This window comes from Nocardioides sp. Z24_21, from assembly GCF_058134345.1.
On record NZ_JBYTTH010000005.1, the window covers coordinates 242,185 to 259,064 of the forward strand.

Here is a 16,880-nt window from a genome sequence, read left to right on the forward strand (position 1 = left end):
CGAAGGGTCGGTGGCGGTCGGTCGGGCGGGGTGCGTCAGGATGGCCGCGTGAGCCTGCACCGCACCGAGCTCGGTGAGTCCGGACCCCGCGTCGTGTTCTGCCACGGACTCTTCGGCCAGGGCAAGAACTGGACGCAGGTCGCGAAGGCGCTCAGCGCCGACCACCGCGTCCTGCTGCTCGACATGCCCAACCACGGGCGGTCGTCGTGGACCGAGCGCTTCGACTTCCTCGAGCTGGCCGACCTCGTCGCCGCCGAGCTCGGCGACGAGCCGGTCGCCCTGGTCGGGCACTCGATGGGCGGCAAGATCGCGATGTGCGTCGCGCTGCGGCACCCCGAGCTCGTCGACCGGCTGGCGGTCGTCGACATCGCCCCGGTGGCGTACGAGAGCGGGCGGGAGTTCGTCGGCTACATCGAGACGATGCGCGCCCTCGACCTCGGCTCGCTCGAGCGCCGCGACCAGGCCGAGGCCGCCCTCGCGGAGGCGGTGCCCAGCCCGACGGTGCGCGGGTTCCTGCTGCAGAACCTGCGCCGCACCGACGACGGCTGGCACTGGCAGGTCAACCTCGAGCTGCTGGGCGAGCACATGGACCAGCTCGTCGGCTGGCCCGACGAGGAGCTCGGCGACGCGACGTACGACGGGCCGGTGCTGTGGGTCGGCGGCGCGCGCTCGGACTACATCTCCGACGAGCACGCCGCCGAGATGGACCGCCGGTTCCCGCGCAACCGCCGGGTCCTGGTCAAGGGCGCCGGGCACTGGGTGCACTCCGAGCAGCCGGAGGTCTTCCTCGAGGTGCTGCGGCGCTTCCTCGCCTGACCTCGGCGTGGATCAGCTGCGCCGGCGCGCCCGGTAGGCGGCGACGGCCTCGCGGTTGCCGCAGGTCGTCGAGCAGAAGCGGCGGGAGCGGTTGCGCGAGAGGTCGAGCACGACGTCCTCGCAGTCGTCGGCCGCGCACGTGGCCAGGCGCGACATCTCGTCGGCGCGGATCACGTCGACCATCGCCATCGCCGTCTCGACGACCACCCGCTCGTCGAGGGGACGGTCGGGGTCGACGGCGTGCAGGTGCCAGTCCCAGTCGCCGTGCCGCTGGAGCTGGGGCAGCGCACGGGACCGGGCGAGCATGTCGTTGACGATCTCTGCGGCCCGGTCGCGCTCGGCGAGCAGCAGGGAGCGGAGGTCGGGACGCAGCCGGCGCACCGCCTCCAGCTCGGCGGTCGTCGCGTCGTGGCGGCCCGTGTAGGTCCACCGGGCGAGGAAGGCGGACAGGTCGTCGATCGAGCCGAGGGGATCTCCGGGCTCGTCGGTGGAGTTGGCGAGGGCGACGGCCGCTTGGAGCGCGGCGTCCGTGTCATCGGTGAAATGCACGTTGACACATTACAGTCACCGCGCCTAGCGTCATGGGTGTGACAGGTTTGACCCATGACGCGCGATCGTCCCGGACCGCAGCGGGCCTGCTCCTCGCGCTCGCGTCGGCGCTCACCTTCGGCCTCTCCGGCGCGCTCGCCCGCGGGCTGCTCGACACCGGCTGGAGCGCGGGCGCCGCGGTGACGCTGCGCACCGCGATCGCCGCGCTCGTCCTGCTGGTGCCCGGCCTGCTGGCCCTGCGCGGGCGCCTCCACGTGCTCCGGGCCAATGCCGGGCTCGTCACCGTCTACGGCATCACGGCGGTCGCCGGCGCCCAGCTGTGCTACTTCTACGCCGTCACCTACATGCAGGTGAGCGTGGCGCTGCTGCTGGAGTACACCGCGCCGGTCGCGGTGGTCGTCTGGCTCTGGGTGCGCCACGGCCACCGGCCCTCGGGGCTCACGGTGATCGGCGCGGCGATCGCCGCTGCCGGACTGGTGCTCGTGCTGGACGTCGTCTCGGGCGCCGAGCTGAGCACGGCCGGGGTGCTGTGGGCGCTCGGCGCCATGGTCGGGGCGGCGAGCTACTTCGTCATCTCCGCCGACGAGGGCAACGGGCTGCCCGGCATCAGCCTCGCCGCGGGCGGGCTGTTCGTCGCGACCGCGGTCCTCGGCGCGGCCGGGGCCATCGGCGTCCTGCCGTTCCGCACCTCGACGGCCGACGCGGCCTACGCCGGCGTCGCGGTGCCCTGGTGGGTCACGGTCCTGGCGCTGGGGCTGGTCACGGCCGCGTTCGCCTACGTCACCGGCATCGAGGCCGGGCGCCGGCTCGGGAGCCGGCTGGCGTCGTTCGTCGCGCTCGGGGAGGTGCTGGCCGCGGTGGTGTGGGCCTGGCTCCTGCTCGACGAGCTGCCGCGACCGATCCAGCTCGCCGGCGGGCTGCTGGTGCTGGCCGGTGTGGTCGTGGTCAAGCTGGGGGAGGAGCGGGCGCCGCTCCTGGCGGAGCCGCTCCCCGCGGCGGACCCTGACCCCGTCAGCGGGCGTCCTGCCGGGTGAGGAAGACCTCGCGGTGCAGCAGGAGCAGCGCCGCGGCGACCGGGACGGCCAGCAGCGCGCCCACCACGCCCATCAGCGACCCGCCCACGAGGGCCGCGACCACGGTGACCGAGCCCGGCAGGTCGACCGACCTCTTCATGATGCGCGGGTAGATCACGTAGGACTCGAACTGCTGGTAGGCCAGGTAGTAGACCAGTGCCACCAGGGCGACCGTGGGGGAGACCGTCAGGCCGAGCAGCGTCATGATCGCGCCGGACACGAAGGCGCCCACGATCGGGATGAGCGAGAAGAGGCCCACGACGAAGGCCAGCGCGAAGGCGTAGTCGCCCAGCCCGATGAGGGTCGAGAACACCAGCGTGCTGATGCCCGCGCACAACGCGACGAAGAAGGCGCCCGCGACGTAGGCGCCCGTCGAGCGGATGATGCCGTCGCCCAGCTCGCTGACGCGCCGACGCCGCGACGCCGGCGCCAGGGAGTAGGCCGCGTGCTTGATGCTCGGCAGCGAGGCCAGGAAGTAGATCATCAGCACGAGGACGATGAGGCTGTTGGTGACCACCGAGAGCACCCGCAGGCCGACGCCGAGCGCGCCGCCGAAGACGCGCTGGCCGAAGTCGCCGTTCTGGATGTAGTCGCGCACCTTGGCGATCACGTCGTACTTGTCGTCGAGCCTCTGCACCTGGGCGTTGGACTGCAGGTCGTCGAGCCAGCCGGGGGCGCTCCGGGTGATCGCGGCGATCTGCTCGCTGATCACCGGCGCGACGGCCACGACGAAGAGGGCGAGCACGCCGAGCACGACGACGAGGACCAGGAGCACCGACAGCCCGCGCCGCACGCCGCGCCGCATGAAGAACTCGACCGTGGGATTGAGGCCGATGGCCAGGAACATCGACATCACCAGCAGCACGAGGATCGAGGAGATGCTCAACAGCTGCTGGCTGAGGAAGATCGCGACGACCGCGCCGAGCGCGCCGAAGAACCCGATGTTGAAGGGGGAGTGCCGCAACAGCATCGGCGAGGGGACCGGCTCGGCCGGGACGTAGGGCACGTCGAGGGCCTCGTCGACCACGAGATCGGTGGCGTCGTCGATCCGCTCCGCGATGTCGACGGCCGAGCGCGCGGAGTCGTGGGCCGCCCCCTCTGCCGCGTCGGCGGCCGCCTCGGCGCGGTCGGCGTCATCGGCGACCTGCTCGGCGACCCGTGCGGCGACCCCGTCGAGCGAGCGCGGCGTCTCGGCGGTCCGGGTGTCCACGGAGATGCGGCCCGAGTGGTCGGGCGAGTTCCCGGACCCGGAGGCGACCAGCGCCCGGAGCCGGTCGCGCCAGCTCAGGACTCGTCCTCGGCGAAGCCCGCGACCACGTCGCGCAGGGCGCCGAGCTGGGCGGTGATCGCGTCGCGGCGCTTGGCCGCGCGATCGACCTCCGCCTGGATGTTGGCCAGCTCCCGCTCCGCCTGGGCGATGCGGGTGGCGCCGATGGAGTCGGCCTGGGTGCGGGCCGAGGCGACGATCTGCTCGGCCTCGCGCCGGGCGCGGGAGAGCAGGCCCTCGGACTCCGACTGGGCCTGCTGGCGGTGGGCCGTGGCCTGGGCCGTCGCCTCGCGCGCTCGCTGCTCGGCGGCGTTGGCGCGTGCCTCGGCCTCGGCGACCAGGCGCTGGGTCTCGGCGGTGGCGTTGCTGTGGTGCTCGGCGGCCTCGCGGGCGAGGCGCTCCTTCTCCACCGCCAGGGTGCGACGCGCCTCCTGGACCTCGCGGTCGGCGGCGGCGCGGGCCTGCTCGGCCTCGCGGGTCGCCGTCACGCGCACCTCGTTGGTCTCCTGCTGTGCGGCGAGGCGGAGCTGGTCGGCCTCGCGCCGGGCGGCCGCAAGCAGGTCGTCGGCCTCGGCCTTGGCGAGGGCGCGCTCGGTCTCGGCGTCGGTGGTCAGGCGCGAGCGCATCTCGTCGAGCTCCTTGAGCTGGACCATCCGCATGTCGTCGGCCTCGCGGGCCGCGTCGGCCCGGATGCTGTGGGCGTCGCGCTCGGCCTGCGCGCGGATCTCGTCGGCCTCGCGGCGGGCGGCGGCGCGCACGTCGGCGGCCTCGTCCTCGGCCATCTTGAGCATGGAGGTCGCCCGGCCGCCCAGTCCGGCGTAGGTCGGGTTGGCGTTCTCCGCGACCTCGACCCGCAGCCGCTCGAGCTCGGCCTCGAGCTCGATGACCTGCTGCTCGCTGCTGGCCAGGCTGGTGGCCAGGCCCGACTTCTCGCTCAGGAGCTGGCCGAGGCGCTGGTCGACGGCCGCCTTGTCGTAGCCACCGCGCCGCACCACCGGCAGCGGACCGGCTGCCGGTGCGGGCACCGGGGGGAGCTGCGCGGGCGGGGGGACCACGGGCGCGCGCCGGGTGGTCTCGCCCCGCGGCACCGGGGCCGCTGCGCGGACCGGCTGGTTGGCCTGCGGGGTGGCCGGCGGGGTGGCCGGCGGGGGAGCGGGGGTCGTCGCCCCACCGGCGGGGGCGCGGCGTGGCTCGTCGTCCGGCGTCTCCTTCGGGGTCACCGGGAGGACCTGGGTCTCCTCGGCGGCGGAGTCCGGGGTCGTCCGACTCTCGGTGCCGGCCCCGCCGGTGCCGGTGCCGGCGGGGCCGGAAGGGGTGGCCTTGCCGTCGGCGGGCTCCGGCTCGTCGAAGATGGACAGGCCCTGGTCGGAAGCCATGCTGCGGCACCCACTCTCACGTCGTACGGACTGCGTCCCGGCCAGTCTCTCCGATGGGTCCTCAAGTTCACACCCCGGCTCGCGGGCGACCGGGATCTGGTCGGCGAACCGGGGTGTGACGACCCTCGCAGGCCGGGTGCGGGTGCGGGGCGTTCAGACGCCGCGGAAGCGGTTGATCGCGGTCTCGTGCTGGGCGCGCATCTCGTGGTCGAGGACGCCGAGGCCCTCCTCGGGGGCCAGGCAGAGCACGCCGACCTTGCCCTGGTGGGCGTTCTGGTGGACGTCGAGGGCCGCCTGCCCGACCTCCTGGAGGGTGTAGGTCTTCGACAGGGTCGGGTGGATCTTGCCCTTGGCGATGAGGCGGTTGGCCTCCCACGACTCGCGGTAGTTGGCGAAGTGGCTGGAGATGATGCGCTTGAGGTTCATCCACAGGTAGCGGTTGTCGTACTCGTGCATGTAGCCCGAGGTGGACGCGCAGGTGGTGATGGTGCCGCCCTTGCGGGTGACGAAGACCGAGGCGCCGAAGGTCTCCCGGCCCGGGTGCTCGAAGACGATGTCGATGTCCTCGCCGCCGGTGAGCTCGCGGATGCGGGCGCCGAAGCGCTTCCACTCCCGCGGGTCCTGCTGGGTGCCCTCGTCGTTCCAGAACCTGTAGTCCTCCTCGGAGCGGTTGATGATCAGCTCCGCGCCCATGCTGCGGGCGATGGAAGCCTTCTCCTCGTTGGAGACCACGCACACCGGGGTCGCCCCGCCGTTGAGGGCGTACTGCGTCGCGAACCCGCCGAGGCCGCCGGAGGCGCCCCAGATCAGGACGTTGTCGCCCTGCTTCATGTCGCCGCCGTTCTTGCTGACGAGCTGGCGGTAGGCGGTGCAGTTGACCAGGCCGGGGGAGGCGGCCTCCTCCCAGGTCAGGTGCTCCGGCTTGGGCATGAGCTGGTTGGCCTTGACCATCGCCACGTCGGCCAGGCCGCCGAAGTTGGTCTCGAAGCCCCAGATCCGCTGCTCGGTGTCGAGCATGGTGTCGTTGTGGCCGTCGGGACCCTCGAGCTCGACGGAGAGGCAGTGGGCCACCACCCGGTCGCCGGGCTTCCACTTGGTGACGCCGGGGCCGGTCTTGAGCACGACGCCGGACAGGTCGGAGCCCACCACGTGGTAGGGCAGGTCGTGGCGCTTGGTCAGCTCGCTGTTGCGGCCGTAGCGCTCGAGGAACCCGAAGGTGGACACCGGCTCGAAGATGGAGGTCCACACCGTGTTGTAGTTGATGGCGCTCGCCATCACGGCCACGAACGCCTCGCCGGGTCCGAGCTCGGGCAGCGGCACGTCCTCGACGTGGAGCGACGCGCGCGGGTCCTTGTCCTTCGACGCCACCCCCTCGAACATGTCGACCTCGTCCTTCTTGACGAAGGCGGCGCGGTAGGACTCCGGGAGGTCGAGGCTGGCGAAGTCCTCCGCCGTGGCGCTGCCGGACTGGATGGCGTCGAGGATGTGGTGCACGGGTGTCTCCTGGTGCGGCATCGGGGGGACGAGTGCCGGGGACGATACCGGCGAGTAACCACTGGTGGTGGATGGTGTGACGTACGTCGCGGTGGGGCCCGGGGCGAGCCCGCGGGTGCTGGTGGGCGGGGGCGTCAGTGCGCGGACGCGGCGGGCTCGACGAGCTCGACCAGCACGCCGCCCGCGTCCTTGGGGTGGATGAAGTTGACCCGGCTGTCGGAGGTGCCGCGGCGCGGGGCGTCGTAGAGCAGGCGCAGCCCACGCTCGCGCAGGACGCCCGCCACGTGCTCGACGTCGTCGACGCGGAAGGCGAGCTGTTGGATGCCCGGGCCGTTGCGGTCGAGGAACTTCGCGATCGTGGACTCGGGGGTCAGCGGGGCGAGCAGCTGGATGCACGAGCCGGAGTCGCCGACCCCGACCATCGCCTCGCGCACGCCCTGCTCCTCGTTGACCTCCTCGTGGAGGACCTCCATGCCGTAGGTGTCGCGGTAGAAGGCCATCGCCTCGTCGAGGTCGGGGACGGCGATGCCCACGTGGTCGATGGCGGTGAACAGGTGCTGGACGTCACCGAGGGGGTGTCCGGGCAGGTCGGGGCTCATGCGCACATGGTGGCCGACGCGGCGCCCGGGGGCGAGGGGGTGTGAGCGTCACCACGCGGACTGAGCGGGGGTCCCGGAACGAGAGCGCCGACCCGGGGTGTGACGCGTGCCTCACGGGACGCCGGCACCACACCCTCCCGGCGCCGTCACCGAGGTGGGTAGGGTCCGAAGGAGCAGCACCTCGATCCTTTCGACTGGAGGCACCTCAATGTCCGGATCCGTCATCGTCGCCGGGGCCCGCACCCCGATCGGCCGCCTGCTCGGCGGGCTGAAGGACCTCACCGCCGCCGACCTCGGCGGCGTCGCGATCAAGGGCGCCCTCGAGAAGGCCGGGGTCACGGGCGACCAGGTCGACTACGTGATCATGGGCCAGGTCATCCAGGCCGGCGCCGGCCAGAACCCGGCCCGCATGGCCGCGGTGAAGGGCGGGGTCCCGATGGACGTCCCCTCGATCACGATCAACAAGGTCTGTCTCTCCGGGCTCAACGCCATCGCGCTGGCCGACCAGCTCGTGCGGGCGGGCGAGTGCGAGATCGTGGTCGCGGGCGGCATGGAGTCGATGACCAACGCGCCCCACTTCCTTCCCAAGTCGCGCGAGGGCGTGAAGTTCGGCGACGTCTCGCTCGTCGACTCGATGGCCTACGACGCGCTGTTCGACCAGTTCACCTCGCAGGCGATGGGCCTGCTGACCGAGGAGTGCAACGCCGCGGGCGCCAACCTCACCCGCGAGGAGCAGGACACCTTCGCCGCCTACTCGCACCAGAAGGCCGCCGTCGCCTGGAAGAACGGCGTCTTCGCCGACGAGGTGGTGCCGGTCGAGGTCCCGCAGCGCCGGGGCGAGCCGGTCGTGGTGGCCGAGGACGAGGGCGTGCGCGGTGACACCACGGTCGAGTCGCTGGGCAAGCTGCGGCCCGCCTTCAGCAAGGCCGGCACCGTCACGGCGGGCTCGGCCTCGCAGATCTCCGACGGCGCCGCCGCGGTGGTCGTGATGAGCAAGGCGAAGGCCGAGGAGCTCGGTCTGACCTGGCTCGCGGAGATCGGCGCGCACGGCCAGGTCGCCGGGCCCGACTCGACCCTCCAGCTGCAGCCGGCCGCCGCCACCGCGAGGGCCTGCGAGAAGGAGGGCATCTCGCCCACCGACCTCGACCTCGTGGAGTTCAACGAGGCGTTCGCCGCCGTCGGGATCGCCTCGGCGCGCGAGCTCGGCATCGACGACGCCAAGGTCAACGTCAACGGCGGCGCGATCGCCCTCGGCCACCCCGTGGGCATGTCCGGCACCCGGGTCGTGCTCACCCTCGCGCTGGAGCTCCAGCGCCGCGGCGGGGGCGTCGGCGCGGCCGCGCTGTGCGGCGGTGGCGGCCAGGGCGACGCCCTGATCGTCCGGGTCCCCTCTGCCTGAGCGCACCGGCGCGGCGGCGGGGGCGTGTCCGGCGGCATGACGAGGCGTGGCGCCGTAACGGTGCCCGACCTCGTCGATCGCGCCCGCCGGGGCGACCCGGCCGCCGTGGCCCGGCTGATCACCCTCGTCGAGGACGCGTCCCCGCTCCTGCGGGAGGTGATGGCCGCGCTCGGCCCGCACGCCGGGCGCGCCCACGTGCTGGGCATCACCGGCGCGCCGGGCGTGGGCAAGTCGACCACGACCAACGCGCTCGTCACCGGGCTGAGGCGCTCGGGCAGGCGCGTCGGCGTCCTGGCCATCGACCCCTCGTCGCCGTTCTCCGGTGGGGCGCTGCTCGGCGACCGGGTCCGGATGGGCGACCACGCCCTCGACCGCGACGTCTACATCCGCTCGATGGGTGCCCGCGGCCACCTCGGCGGGCTCGCGTGGTCCACGCCGCAGGCGGTCCGCGTCCTCGACGCGGCCGGGTGCGACGTCGTGGTCGTCGAGACCGTCGGCGTGGGGCAGAGCGAGGTCGAGGTCGCCGGGCTGGCCGACACGACGCTCGTGCTGCTCGCCCCGGGAATGGGTGACGGGATCCAGGCCGCCAAGGCGGGGATCCTCGAGGTCGGTGACGTCTACGCGGTCAACAAGGCCGACCGCGAGGGCGCCGACCGCACCCGCCGCGAGCTGCGCACCATGCTGTCCATGGCGGAGCGTCGAGACGGGGCGTGGCGTCCGCCCGTGGTCCAGACCGTGGCGAGCACCGGCGAGGGGGTCGACGCGCTGCTCGGCGAGGTCGACCGGCACGCCGCGTGGCTCGCGGAGTCGGGCGAGCTCGCGCGCCGTCGTACGCTCCGTGCCCGGCACGAGGTCGAGGCGATCGCGCTCGCCGCGCTGCGGGAGCGTTGGGGGCGCACCGAGGCGGGAGCCGAGCTCGACGTCCTGGCCCGGCGGGTGGCCGCGGGCGACGTCGACCCCTACGCGGCGGCCGACGAGCTGCTGGCCGACTGAGCGGGAACCGCCCGGGGCTGCGGCGTCAGCTGATCAGCAGGGTCTGGCCGGTGATCCGGGCGGCGGCACTGCTCGCCAGGAAGAGCGTCGCATCGGCGACGGCGTCGGCGACCTGCGGCGAGCGGGCCCGCACGAGCGTGCCGCCGGCGGTCCGGCTGCCGCCGCCAGACGCGGGGCCGGGGGCGTACTGGCGCGGCAGCACCGACGGCGACATCGGGAGCACGGCGTTGACGCGCACGCCGAGGCCGGCCCAGTTGTGGCCGGCGCGGGCCGTCGTCTCGACGAGGTCGCGGCGGGCCGCCTCCGGGGTGCCGGAGAGCTGCAGCCAGCTCGTCACCGCCCCCGTGTGGACGACGCACCCCCCGCCCAGGGCCGGGCTCTGCCCGAGCTTGAGCCGTAGCCGAGTGGTGAGGAACGTCGGTCCGAGCAGCCCCGACCGGACGGCCTGGGCGATGAAGGCCTGCTCGTCGGGGGGAAGGCCGTGGGGGAGCGCGCAGGGCGCCGCCAGCACCAGGACGTCGATGTGCGTGATCGACGCGGCGAGGTGGTCGATCGAGTCCTGCCGAGCGAGGTTGACCGACTCGTAGTCGAACGCCGAGAGATCGGTGTCGTAGAGGGAGCGCAGCATCATCGTGCCGGTCACGGTCACGGAGGCGCCGGAGGACGCGAAGTCGGAGGCGATGGCGTGCCCTTCGCCGCGCGCGCCACCGACGACCAGCACCTGGTAGCCGGTGAAGTCGTACGACCCGGATGTCGTCATGCCCGTCGCACCCCTCCCGTCGGACCCCGGCTTGTTGTACCACGCAGTAGCCCCCCAGTGACAGGTGCTGGAGGGGGCCTCTTCAGCCCCGTCGCGCGCCGACGCTCACCGCGTCCGTACGTCGTCGGCCCGGCGCGGCTCGCCCAGGTCTACGCGGGCCGTGCGCACCGCGGCGAACGTCCAGAGCTTGTTGACCACGAACGACAGGGGGGTCACCAGCGTGATCACGATCAGTTGGGCCCAGTAGAGCCGGTTGCGCAGGCCCGAGGAGTCGTCGAGCAGCTCGCGCGACAGGCCGATCGGGGAGTGGGGATGCATGAGAAGGGTGAGCAGCGCGAGTCCGACCACCTGGCAGCCGACGCCCACCACGAAGAACGGCCAGTACTCGCGCCACCAGGGCGCGGCGCCGCTGCTCTTGAAGGTCCACGTGCGGTTGAGCTGGAAGTTGGACAGGTTGGCCACGAGGAAGGCGATCGTGGAGTAGACGTGGTACCAGCGCAGGTTGAAGCCGGACGAGCCGATCGCGACGACGGCGTCGTCGAAGTGCGGGCCGAGGCGGCGCAGCACGACCAGCGTGAGCAGGTTGACCAGCACGCCCGAGGCGCCCACCACACCGAAGCGGGCGAGCAGGCCGACGTTGCGCCGGTGCCGCGTCAGCAGGGCGGCCGCCCGGGATCCCATGCCGTGAGGCTACCGACCCGGGCGCGCGAGCATGGTCGCGCTCCCTAGGATTGGGCCCATGACGCAGCAGCCGTTCAGCCGCCCCGGTGCCATCGACCTGTCCGGTCTCGGCCGGCCCGCACCCCAGGCGGGCGCACCCGCTCCCCACCCCACCTCGCCGACCGGCGCGCACTCCTACAGCGTGACCGTCGACGAGCAGAGCTTCCAGGGCCTGCTCGAGCAGTCGATGACCGCGCCCGTGCTCCTCGCCTTCTACTCGCGCTCCCGGATGCCCGAGAGCGGCCAGCTCGCCGACGACCTCGCGACCGTGGTCGAGGAGCACGAGGGTCGCTACCTGCTCGGCCTCGTCGACATCGACGCCACGCCGCAGATCGCGCAGGCCATGCAGATCCCGTCGATCCCGCTGGTCGTCGCCGTGGTCGACGGCCGCCCGATGCCGCTGCTGCAGGACCCGCTGCCGATCGACGAGCTGCGCACCGCGCTCACGCAGGTCGCCCAGCAGCTCACCGCCCAGGGCATCACGGGCCGCCACCAGCCGCGCACCGGCGCGGTGCCCGACGCCGAGGGCGAGGAGGAGACCGTCGACCCGCGCTACGCGCCCGCCCAGGACGCGCTCGCCGCCGGCGACATCGACGCCGCCGTCGCGGAGTACCAGAAGCTCGTGGACGCCAACCCGGCCGACGTCGAGGCCGCGGGCGGGCTCGCGATCGCCAAGGTCATGCAGCGTACGCAGGGGGTCGACCTCGCCGCCGCGCGTGCGGCGGCCGCCGACAACCCCGACGACGTCGATGCCCAGACCATGGTCGCCGACCTCGACATGCTCGGCGGCCACGTCGAGGACGCCTTCGCCCGGCTGGTCGGCCTGGTCGCCCGCACGAGCGACAAGGACCGCGAGCGCGCCCGCGACCACCTGCTCGGTCTGTTCGCGGCCGTCGGCAACGACGACCCGCGCGTGCTGGCGGGTCGTCGCAACCTGGCCTCAGCGCTCTTCTGAGTCGCGCTTCGCCAGCACCGAGCGTCCGGCCTCGAGGCGTGCGACCGGCACGCGGAAGGGCGAGCACGAGACGTAGTTGAGGCCGACGTCGTCGAAGAAGTGCACCGACCGCGGGTCGCCGCCGTGCTCCCCGCAGACGCCGACCTTGAGGTCGGGACGGGTCTCGCGGCCCTTCGTCGTGCCCATCTCCACCATGCCGCCCACGCCGCGCTGGTCGAGCGACTCGAACGGCGAGACGTCGAAGATGCCGTGCTCGAAGTAGCGGGAGAAGAACGACGACTCCACGTCGTCGCGGGAGAAGCCCCACGCCATCTGGGTGAGGTCGTTGGTGCCGAAGGAGAAGAAGTCGGCCGCCTGGGCGATGCGGTCGGCGAGGAACGCCGCGCGGGGGAGCTCGATCATCGTGCCGATCGCGATGTCGAGCGTGATGCCGCGTTCCTCCTCGACCGCGGCGATCTGCTGCTCGATCGCGGCGCGCACGATCTCGAGCTCGCGGACGCTGGCGACCAGCGGCACCATGATCTCGGGGCGGGGGCTGCCGTTGGCGGCCATCCGGTCGGCCGCGGCCTCGGCGATGGCCCGGGCCTGCATGCGGAACAGTCCGGGGATCTGGATGCCGAGCCGCACGCCGCGCAGGCCGAGCATCGGGTTCTGCTCGTGCAGGCGCCGCACGTGGGTGAGCAGGGTCGCCGCGCGCTCGTCGACCTCGCCCCGCTCCTCGGCGAGCGCCACCTCGACGCTCAGGTCGGTGAGGTCGGGGAGGAACTCGTGCAGGGGCGGGTCGAGGAGCCGGATCGTCACCGGGAGCCCGTCCATCGCCTCGAGGATCTCGGTGAAGTCCTGGCGCTGCAGGGGCAGCAGCGCGGCCAGCGCGTCCTCCACGCCGTCCTCGCCCTGGGCCACGATGAGCTGCTCCACGAGCTCGCGGCGCTCGCCGAGAAACATGTGCTCGGTGCGGCACAGGCCGATGCCCTGGGCGCCGAAGCGGCGGGCGCGGGCGGCATCGTCGGGGGTGTCGGCGTTGGTGCGCACGCGCAGCCGCCGGGCGCCGTCGGCGTGGGCCATGATGCGGGCGACGGCGTGCGCGAGGTCGTCGTCGAGGCTCTCGCCCTCGAAGTGGCGCACCACGACGGAGTCGGCGACGGGCACCGCACCGGCGAACACCTCGCCGGTCGTGCCGTCGATCGAGATCACGTCGCCCTCGCGGACGGTCTCGCCGTCGCGCACGCGGAACTCCTTGGCCCGCGCGTCGACGTCGAGCGACTCGGCCCCGCACACGCACGTACGTCCCATGCCGCGCGCGACGACCGCCGCGTGGGAGGTCTTGCCGCCGCGGCTGGTGAGGATGCCGCGGGCGGCGACCATGCCGCGCAGGTCGTCGGGGTTGGTCTCCTTGCGGACCAGGATCACGTCCTCACCGCGCTCGGCCCACTCGACCGCGGTGTCGGAGTCGAAGACCGCCTTGCCCACGGCCGCGCCGGGGGAGGCGTTCATGCCGGTGGCGAGCAGGGTGCGCTCCGACGTCTCGTCGAAGCGGGGGAACATCAGCTGGGCGAGCTGGTCACCGCTCACCCGGAGCACGGCCTCGTCGAGCTGGATCAGGCCCTCGTCGACCATGTGCACCGCGATGCGGAAGGCCGCCTCCGGCGTGCGCTTGCCCACGCGCGTCTGGAGCATCCAGAGCTTGCCGCGCTCGACGGTGAACTCGATGTCGCACATGTCGCGGTAGTGCCGCTCCAGGCGCGTCATGATCCCCATCAGGTCGTCGTAGGACCGACGGTCGATCTCGGCCATGTCGGCGAGGGGGACGGTGTTGCGGATGCCGGCGACGACGTCCTCGCCCTGGGCGTTCTGGAGGTAGTCGCCGTAGACCCCCTGCTCGCCGCTGGCGGGGTCGCGGGTGAAGGCCACGCCCGAGCCGGAGTCCATGCCGAAGTTGCCGAAGACCATCGCCTGCACGTTGACCGCGGTGCCGAGGTCCTCGGGGATGCGCTCCTGGCGGCGGTAGAGGCGGGCGCGATCGGTGTTCCAGGAGTCGAAGACCGCCCGGACCGCCAGGTCCAGCTGGTCGCGGGGGTCCTGCGGGAACTCGCTGCCGGTCTGGTCGACGATGATCGCCTTGAACGCCTCGACGACCCCGCGCAGGTCGTCGGCGTCGAGGTCGAGGTCGGAGTCGGTGCCCTTGGCCCGCTTGGCCTCGTCGAGCGCGTCGGAGAACAGCTCGGCGTCGACGTGCAGGACGGTGCTGCCGAACATCTGGAGGAGCCGACGGTAGGAGTCCTGGGCGAAGCGGTCCGACTCGCTGCGCGCGGCGAGACCGGCGACGGAGGTGTCGTTGAGGCCGACGTTGAGGACGGTCTCCATCATGCCCGGCATGGAGAACTTCGCGCCCGAGCGCACCGAGACCAGGAGCGGGTCGTCGGCGTCGCCGAGCCTCTTGCCCATGGCCTCCTCGAGCGCCGCGAGGTGGGCGGTGACCTCCTCGGCCAGGCCCTCGGGCTCGCCACCCTCGGCGAGGTAGGCGCGACAGGTCTCGGTCGAGATGGTGAAGCCCGGTGGGACCGGCAGCCCGAGCCTCGTCATCTCCGCCAGGTTGGCTCCCTTGCCGCCCAGGAGGTCCTTCTGGTCCTTGTTTCCGTCCGCAAAGTCGTAGACCCAGGTCATGGTCGCATCCTGCCTCAGCGGCCGGACTCCGTATACGGCAGTGTCCCCTCAACGGCCGCGCGCACCCGCCTGGCGGTGAAGTCCGCGGCCAGCTCGTCGACCTCCTCGAGCGTGCAGAAGCGCACGTCGCGGATCTCGCGCTCCTGCATCACCACGTCCTCCAGCACCTCCGGGGCGTGGGTGCCGCCGTCGTAGACCAGGCACAGCGCGTCGTCCCAGCCGCCCCACGGCGGCAACCAGTCGGTGAGCACGAGGGCGCCGGGCTCCACCTCGAGGCCGAGCTCCTCCTCCACCTCGCGCTGCACCGCGAGCCGCGGGGACTCGCCGACCTCGACGACGCCGCCGGGGAGGTCCCAGTCGCGCTTGTAGGTGAGCTGGCACAGCAGCACGCGGCCGTCGGGGTCGCGCAGCAGCATCTGGGAGATGGCCCGCTTGCGGGGCAGGAAGGAGTTGAGCAGCGAGCGGAAGCTCTCGGGGTCCGACAGCGGCGGGTCGCCGGCCAGCCGCGCCAGCACGACGTACTCGGTGGTCTCCGGGCGGTCGCCCGACCCGGGCTCGACCCGCTGGACACCCTCCTGGCGCAGGCCGGCCCGGGTGGCCACGCGCATGCTCGCCCGGTTGCCCGGCTCGACCCGGGCCTGGACGCGGGTCGCGCCCCAGCCGCCCTGGTCGGCGCCGGTCAGCGCCCAGTCGGTGACCACGCGCACGGCACGCGTCGCCAGCCCGCGACCGCGCCGGCCGGCGTACAACCACCAGGAGAGCTCGACGCCCCGCTCGGCGATCCGGCGCACCTCGACCACCCCCGCCGGTCCGCCGGTCGTCGCCTCCTCGATGACGAAGCTGGCGAAGTCGCCGCTCGCGGCGCGCTCGCGCCACCCGCGCACGATCTCGCGCTGCGCCTCGACCGTGGGGCGCTCGGCGTTGCCGAACCAGAAGTCGATGTCGTCGTCGTGTCCCGCCGCGGCGGGCTCGATGTCGTCGTCGCGCCACGGTCGAAGCGTGACGGTCCCGTCAGTCAGCGTCGGCTGGGGGGCAGGCACCGGACCACCCTAGCCAGAGCGGGGTGGGCGCGGCCCCCTGCTGGTTCATCAAGGTATGCAGCCCAGCCCGCACTTCCCTCGGCGAGTTGAGCGCGGGAAGTGCTGGTTCGGCTGCATACCTTGATGAACCGTCACCGCTCATGCGGCCCGCGAGCGGGGCGCACGACGTCAGCTGGCCGCGGACATCAGCCGGCGCAGGCGTGCGGCGGTGGGAGCAGGCTGGTCGAGGTCGGCCCAGACGAGCCGGACCATCCAGGCGCCGGTGACCTCGCGGAGCTCGTCCTCGCGTCGCTTCTCGCGAAAGACCACCTCGCCGGGCGCCTGGTCCGGCCGGAGGAGCCGGCCGTACTTCACCCTGCCGTCGAACTCGCCCAGGCCGTGGTGACGCGGCCACGCCCAGTCCGTACGCCCCACGAGCCGTCCGCCGGCGTACACCTCGTGCTGCAGGACGGGCGCGGGCAGGTGCTCGACCCAGAAGAGCCACAGCCCGCGGGACTCCCCGACCGACTCCGCCTGGTCGGTCGCCATGCGCACCGGCACGTGGAGATGGCGCATGCGCGGCCACCGAGCCATGAGGTCGAACTGGTTGCCGATGTCGGCGATCGTGCACTCTCCTCGGTGCAGCGCTGAGTTGAGCAGCACGAGCGCCGCCTCCGCGGTCGCCGCGGAACCCGCCTCGAGGACGCATCTCGGCGCCGTCAGCACGCGGACGCCGCCAGCCTCGGTCACCTCGTCGTCGGCCACGAAGCCCTCGTGGTGGACCACATCGCCCTCCACGCGCCCGGGGCCACCGTCGAGCCGGGTGACGTGGACGCGGTCCAGCGGCACGCCCCAGACGTCGATCCCCCACGCGAGGCACGCCGAGACGTGGCTCAGGGCGACGACGTCGCCCAACGAGTCGAGGACCGCACGACAGCGCACGAGGTGTCGTTCCTCGGCACTGGCGGCGTGCCACACGTCGGGGAAGACGTAGTAGCCGCGCCGGATCCGCAGCCACCTGCCCGACCGGTGCTCGCGCGCCACCGCGCGATCGTCGTACCCGGCCTCACGGGCGTGGGCACGCGTGAAGAAGCCGCTCTCCCGGGAGACGGCACGAAGCGGGTCATCCATGGGAGCACCCTCGACCGCGCAATGCCACGCCGGCAGTGGCGGTCCACCTCACTGTGGACAACCAC

The 16,880-nt window shown here is 73.0% G+C and carries 15 protein-coding genes; 5 read left to right on the top strand and 10 right to left on the bottom strand.

Annotated elements, in window-relative coordinates; all coding sequences use genetic code 11:
* Positions 1-48 precede the first annotated feature (48 nt).
* Positions 49-816: an alpha/beta fold hydrolase gene (locus AC3X7Z_RS16645; protein WP_186341659.1), complete on the top strand. Its 768-nt coding sequence runs from the start codon at positions 49-51 to the stop codon at positions 814-816.
* Positions 817-828: 12 nt separating this feature from the next.
* Here the strand turns inward: AC3X7Z_RS16645 and AC3X7Z_RS16650 are convergent, their stop codons facing one another.
* Positions 829-1,365, bottom strand: a complete 537-nt coding sequence (locus AC3X7Z_RS16650) for a CGNR zinc finger domain-containing protein (protein WP_186341660.1) — start codon at positions 1,363-1,365, stop codon at positions 829-831.
* A 38-nt stretch (positions 1,366-1,403) separates the two neighbouring features.
* Here AC3X7Z_RS16650 and AC3X7Z_RS16655 point away from each other — a divergent pair, with 38 nt between their 5' ends.
* The gene (locus tag AC3X7Z_RS16655) at positions 1,404-2,399 is read left to right on the top strand and encodes an EamA family transporter (protein ID WP_489976636.1); all 996 of its coding nucleotides are present in this window, start codon (positions 1,404-1,406) and stop codon (positions 2,397-2,399) included.
* On the opposite strand, the gene AC3X7Z_RS16660 is transcribed toward AC3X7Z_RS16655, so the two are convergent.
* The 4 genes from AC3X7Z_RS16660 to mce form a co-directional block, all read right to left on the bottom strand.
* A complete protein-coding gene (locus AC3X7Z_RS16660) occupies positions 2,377-3,648 on the bottom strand; it encodes an AI-2E family transporter (RefSeq protein WP_186341662.1) in 1,272 nt (423 codons plus the stop codon). The genes AC3X7Z_RS16655 and AC3X7Z_RS16660 overlap by 23 nt on opposite strands.
* A 74-nt stretch (positions 3,649-3,722) precedes the next feature.
* On the bottom strand, positions 3,723-5,081 hold the full coding sequence (locus tag AC3X7Z_RS16665) for a hypothetical protein (protein ID WP_489976637.1): 1,359 nt from the start codon (positions 5,079-5,081) through the stop codon (positions 3,723-3,725).
* 153 nt (positions 5,082-5,234) lie between these two features.
* A complete protein-coding gene (gene ccrA / locus AC3X7Z_RS16670; RefSeq protein ID WP_206054540.1) occupies positions 5,235-6,575 on the bottom strand; it encodes a crotonyl-CoA carboxylase/reductase in 1,341 nt (446 codons plus the stop codon).
* Between the two features lie 134 nt (positions 6,576-6,709).
* Complete coding sequence (mce, locus tag AC3X7Z_RS16675; protein WP_186341665.1) at positions 6,710-7,174, bottom strand: methylmalonyl-CoA epimerase; 465 nt, start codon at positions 7,172-7,174, stop codon at positions 6,710-6,712.
* Between the two features lie 208 nt (positions 7,175-7,382).
* Here mce and AC3X7Z_RS16680 point away from each other — a divergent pair, with 208 nt between their 5' ends.
* Entirely contained in the window at positions 7,383-8,573 is a 1,191-nt protein-coding gene (locus AC3X7Z_RS16680; RefSeq protein WP_186341666.1) for an acetyl-CoA C-acetyltransferase, read from the top strand.
* Between the two features lie 36 nt (positions 8,574-8,609).
* On the top strand, positions 8,610-9,566 hold the full coding sequence (meaB, locus tag AC3X7Z_RS16685) for a methylmalonyl Co-A mutase-associated GTPase MeaB (RefSeq protein WP_186341667.1): 957 nt from the start codon (positions 8,610-8,612) through the stop codon (positions 9,564-9,566).
* 25 nt (positions 9,567-9,591) lie between these two features.
* Here the strand turns inward: meaB and AC3X7Z_RS16690 are convergent, their stop codons facing one another.
* On the bottom strand, positions 9,592-10,326 hold the full coding sequence (locus tag AC3X7Z_RS16690; RefSeq protein ID WP_186341668.1) for an SDR family oxidoreductase: 735 nt from the start codon (positions 10,324-10,326) through the stop codon (positions 9,592-9,594).
* A 105-nt stretch (positions 10,327-10,431) separates the two neighbouring features.
* On the bottom strand, positions 10,432-11,007 hold the full coding sequence (locus AC3X7Z_RS16695; protein WP_186341669.1) for a GtrA family protein: 576 nt from the start codon (positions 11,005-11,007) through the stop codon (positions 10,432-10,434).
* A 58-nt stretch (positions 11,008-11,065) separates the two neighbouring features.
* Here AC3X7Z_RS16695 and AC3X7Z_RS16700 point away from each other — a divergent pair, with 58 nt between their 5' ends.
* Positions 11,066-12,001 (top strand): co-chaperone YbbN, encoded by a 936-nt coding sequence (locus AC3X7Z_RS16700; RefSeq protein WP_489976638.1) that lies wholly within the window; start codon positions 11,066-11,068, stop codon positions 11,999-12,001.
* Here the strand turns inward: AC3X7Z_RS16700 and ppdK are convergent.
* The 3 genes from ppdK to AC3X7Z_RS16715 all read right to left on the bottom strand — a co-directional run bounded on the left by ppdK (position 11,987) and on the right by AC3X7Z_RS16715 (position 16,815).
* Positions 11,987-14,665, bottom strand: coding sequence for a pyruvate, phosphate dikinase (gene ppdK / locus AC3X7Z_RS16705; RefSeq protein ID WP_489976639.1), 2,679 nt, complete (start codon positions 14,663-14,665; stop codon positions 11,987-11,989). The two genes, AC3X7Z_RS16700 and ppdK, sit on opposite strands and share 15 nt — an antisense overlap.
* A gap of 14 nt (positions 14,666-14,679) precedes the next feature.
* A complete protein-coding gene (locus AC3X7Z_RS16710) occupies positions 14,680-15,705 on the bottom strand; it encodes an NUDIX hydrolase (RefSeq protein ID WP_186341672.1) in 1,026 nt (341 codons plus the stop codon).
* Positions 15,706-15,873: 168 nt separating this feature from the next.
* On the bottom strand, positions 15,874-16,815 hold the full coding sequence (locus tag AC3X7Z_RS16715; protein ID WP_489976640.1) for a type IV toxin-antitoxin system AbiEi family antitoxin domain-containing protein: 942 nt from the start codon (positions 16,813-16,815) through the stop codon (positions 15,874-15,876).
* Positions 16,816-16,880 lie beyond the last annotated feature (65 nt).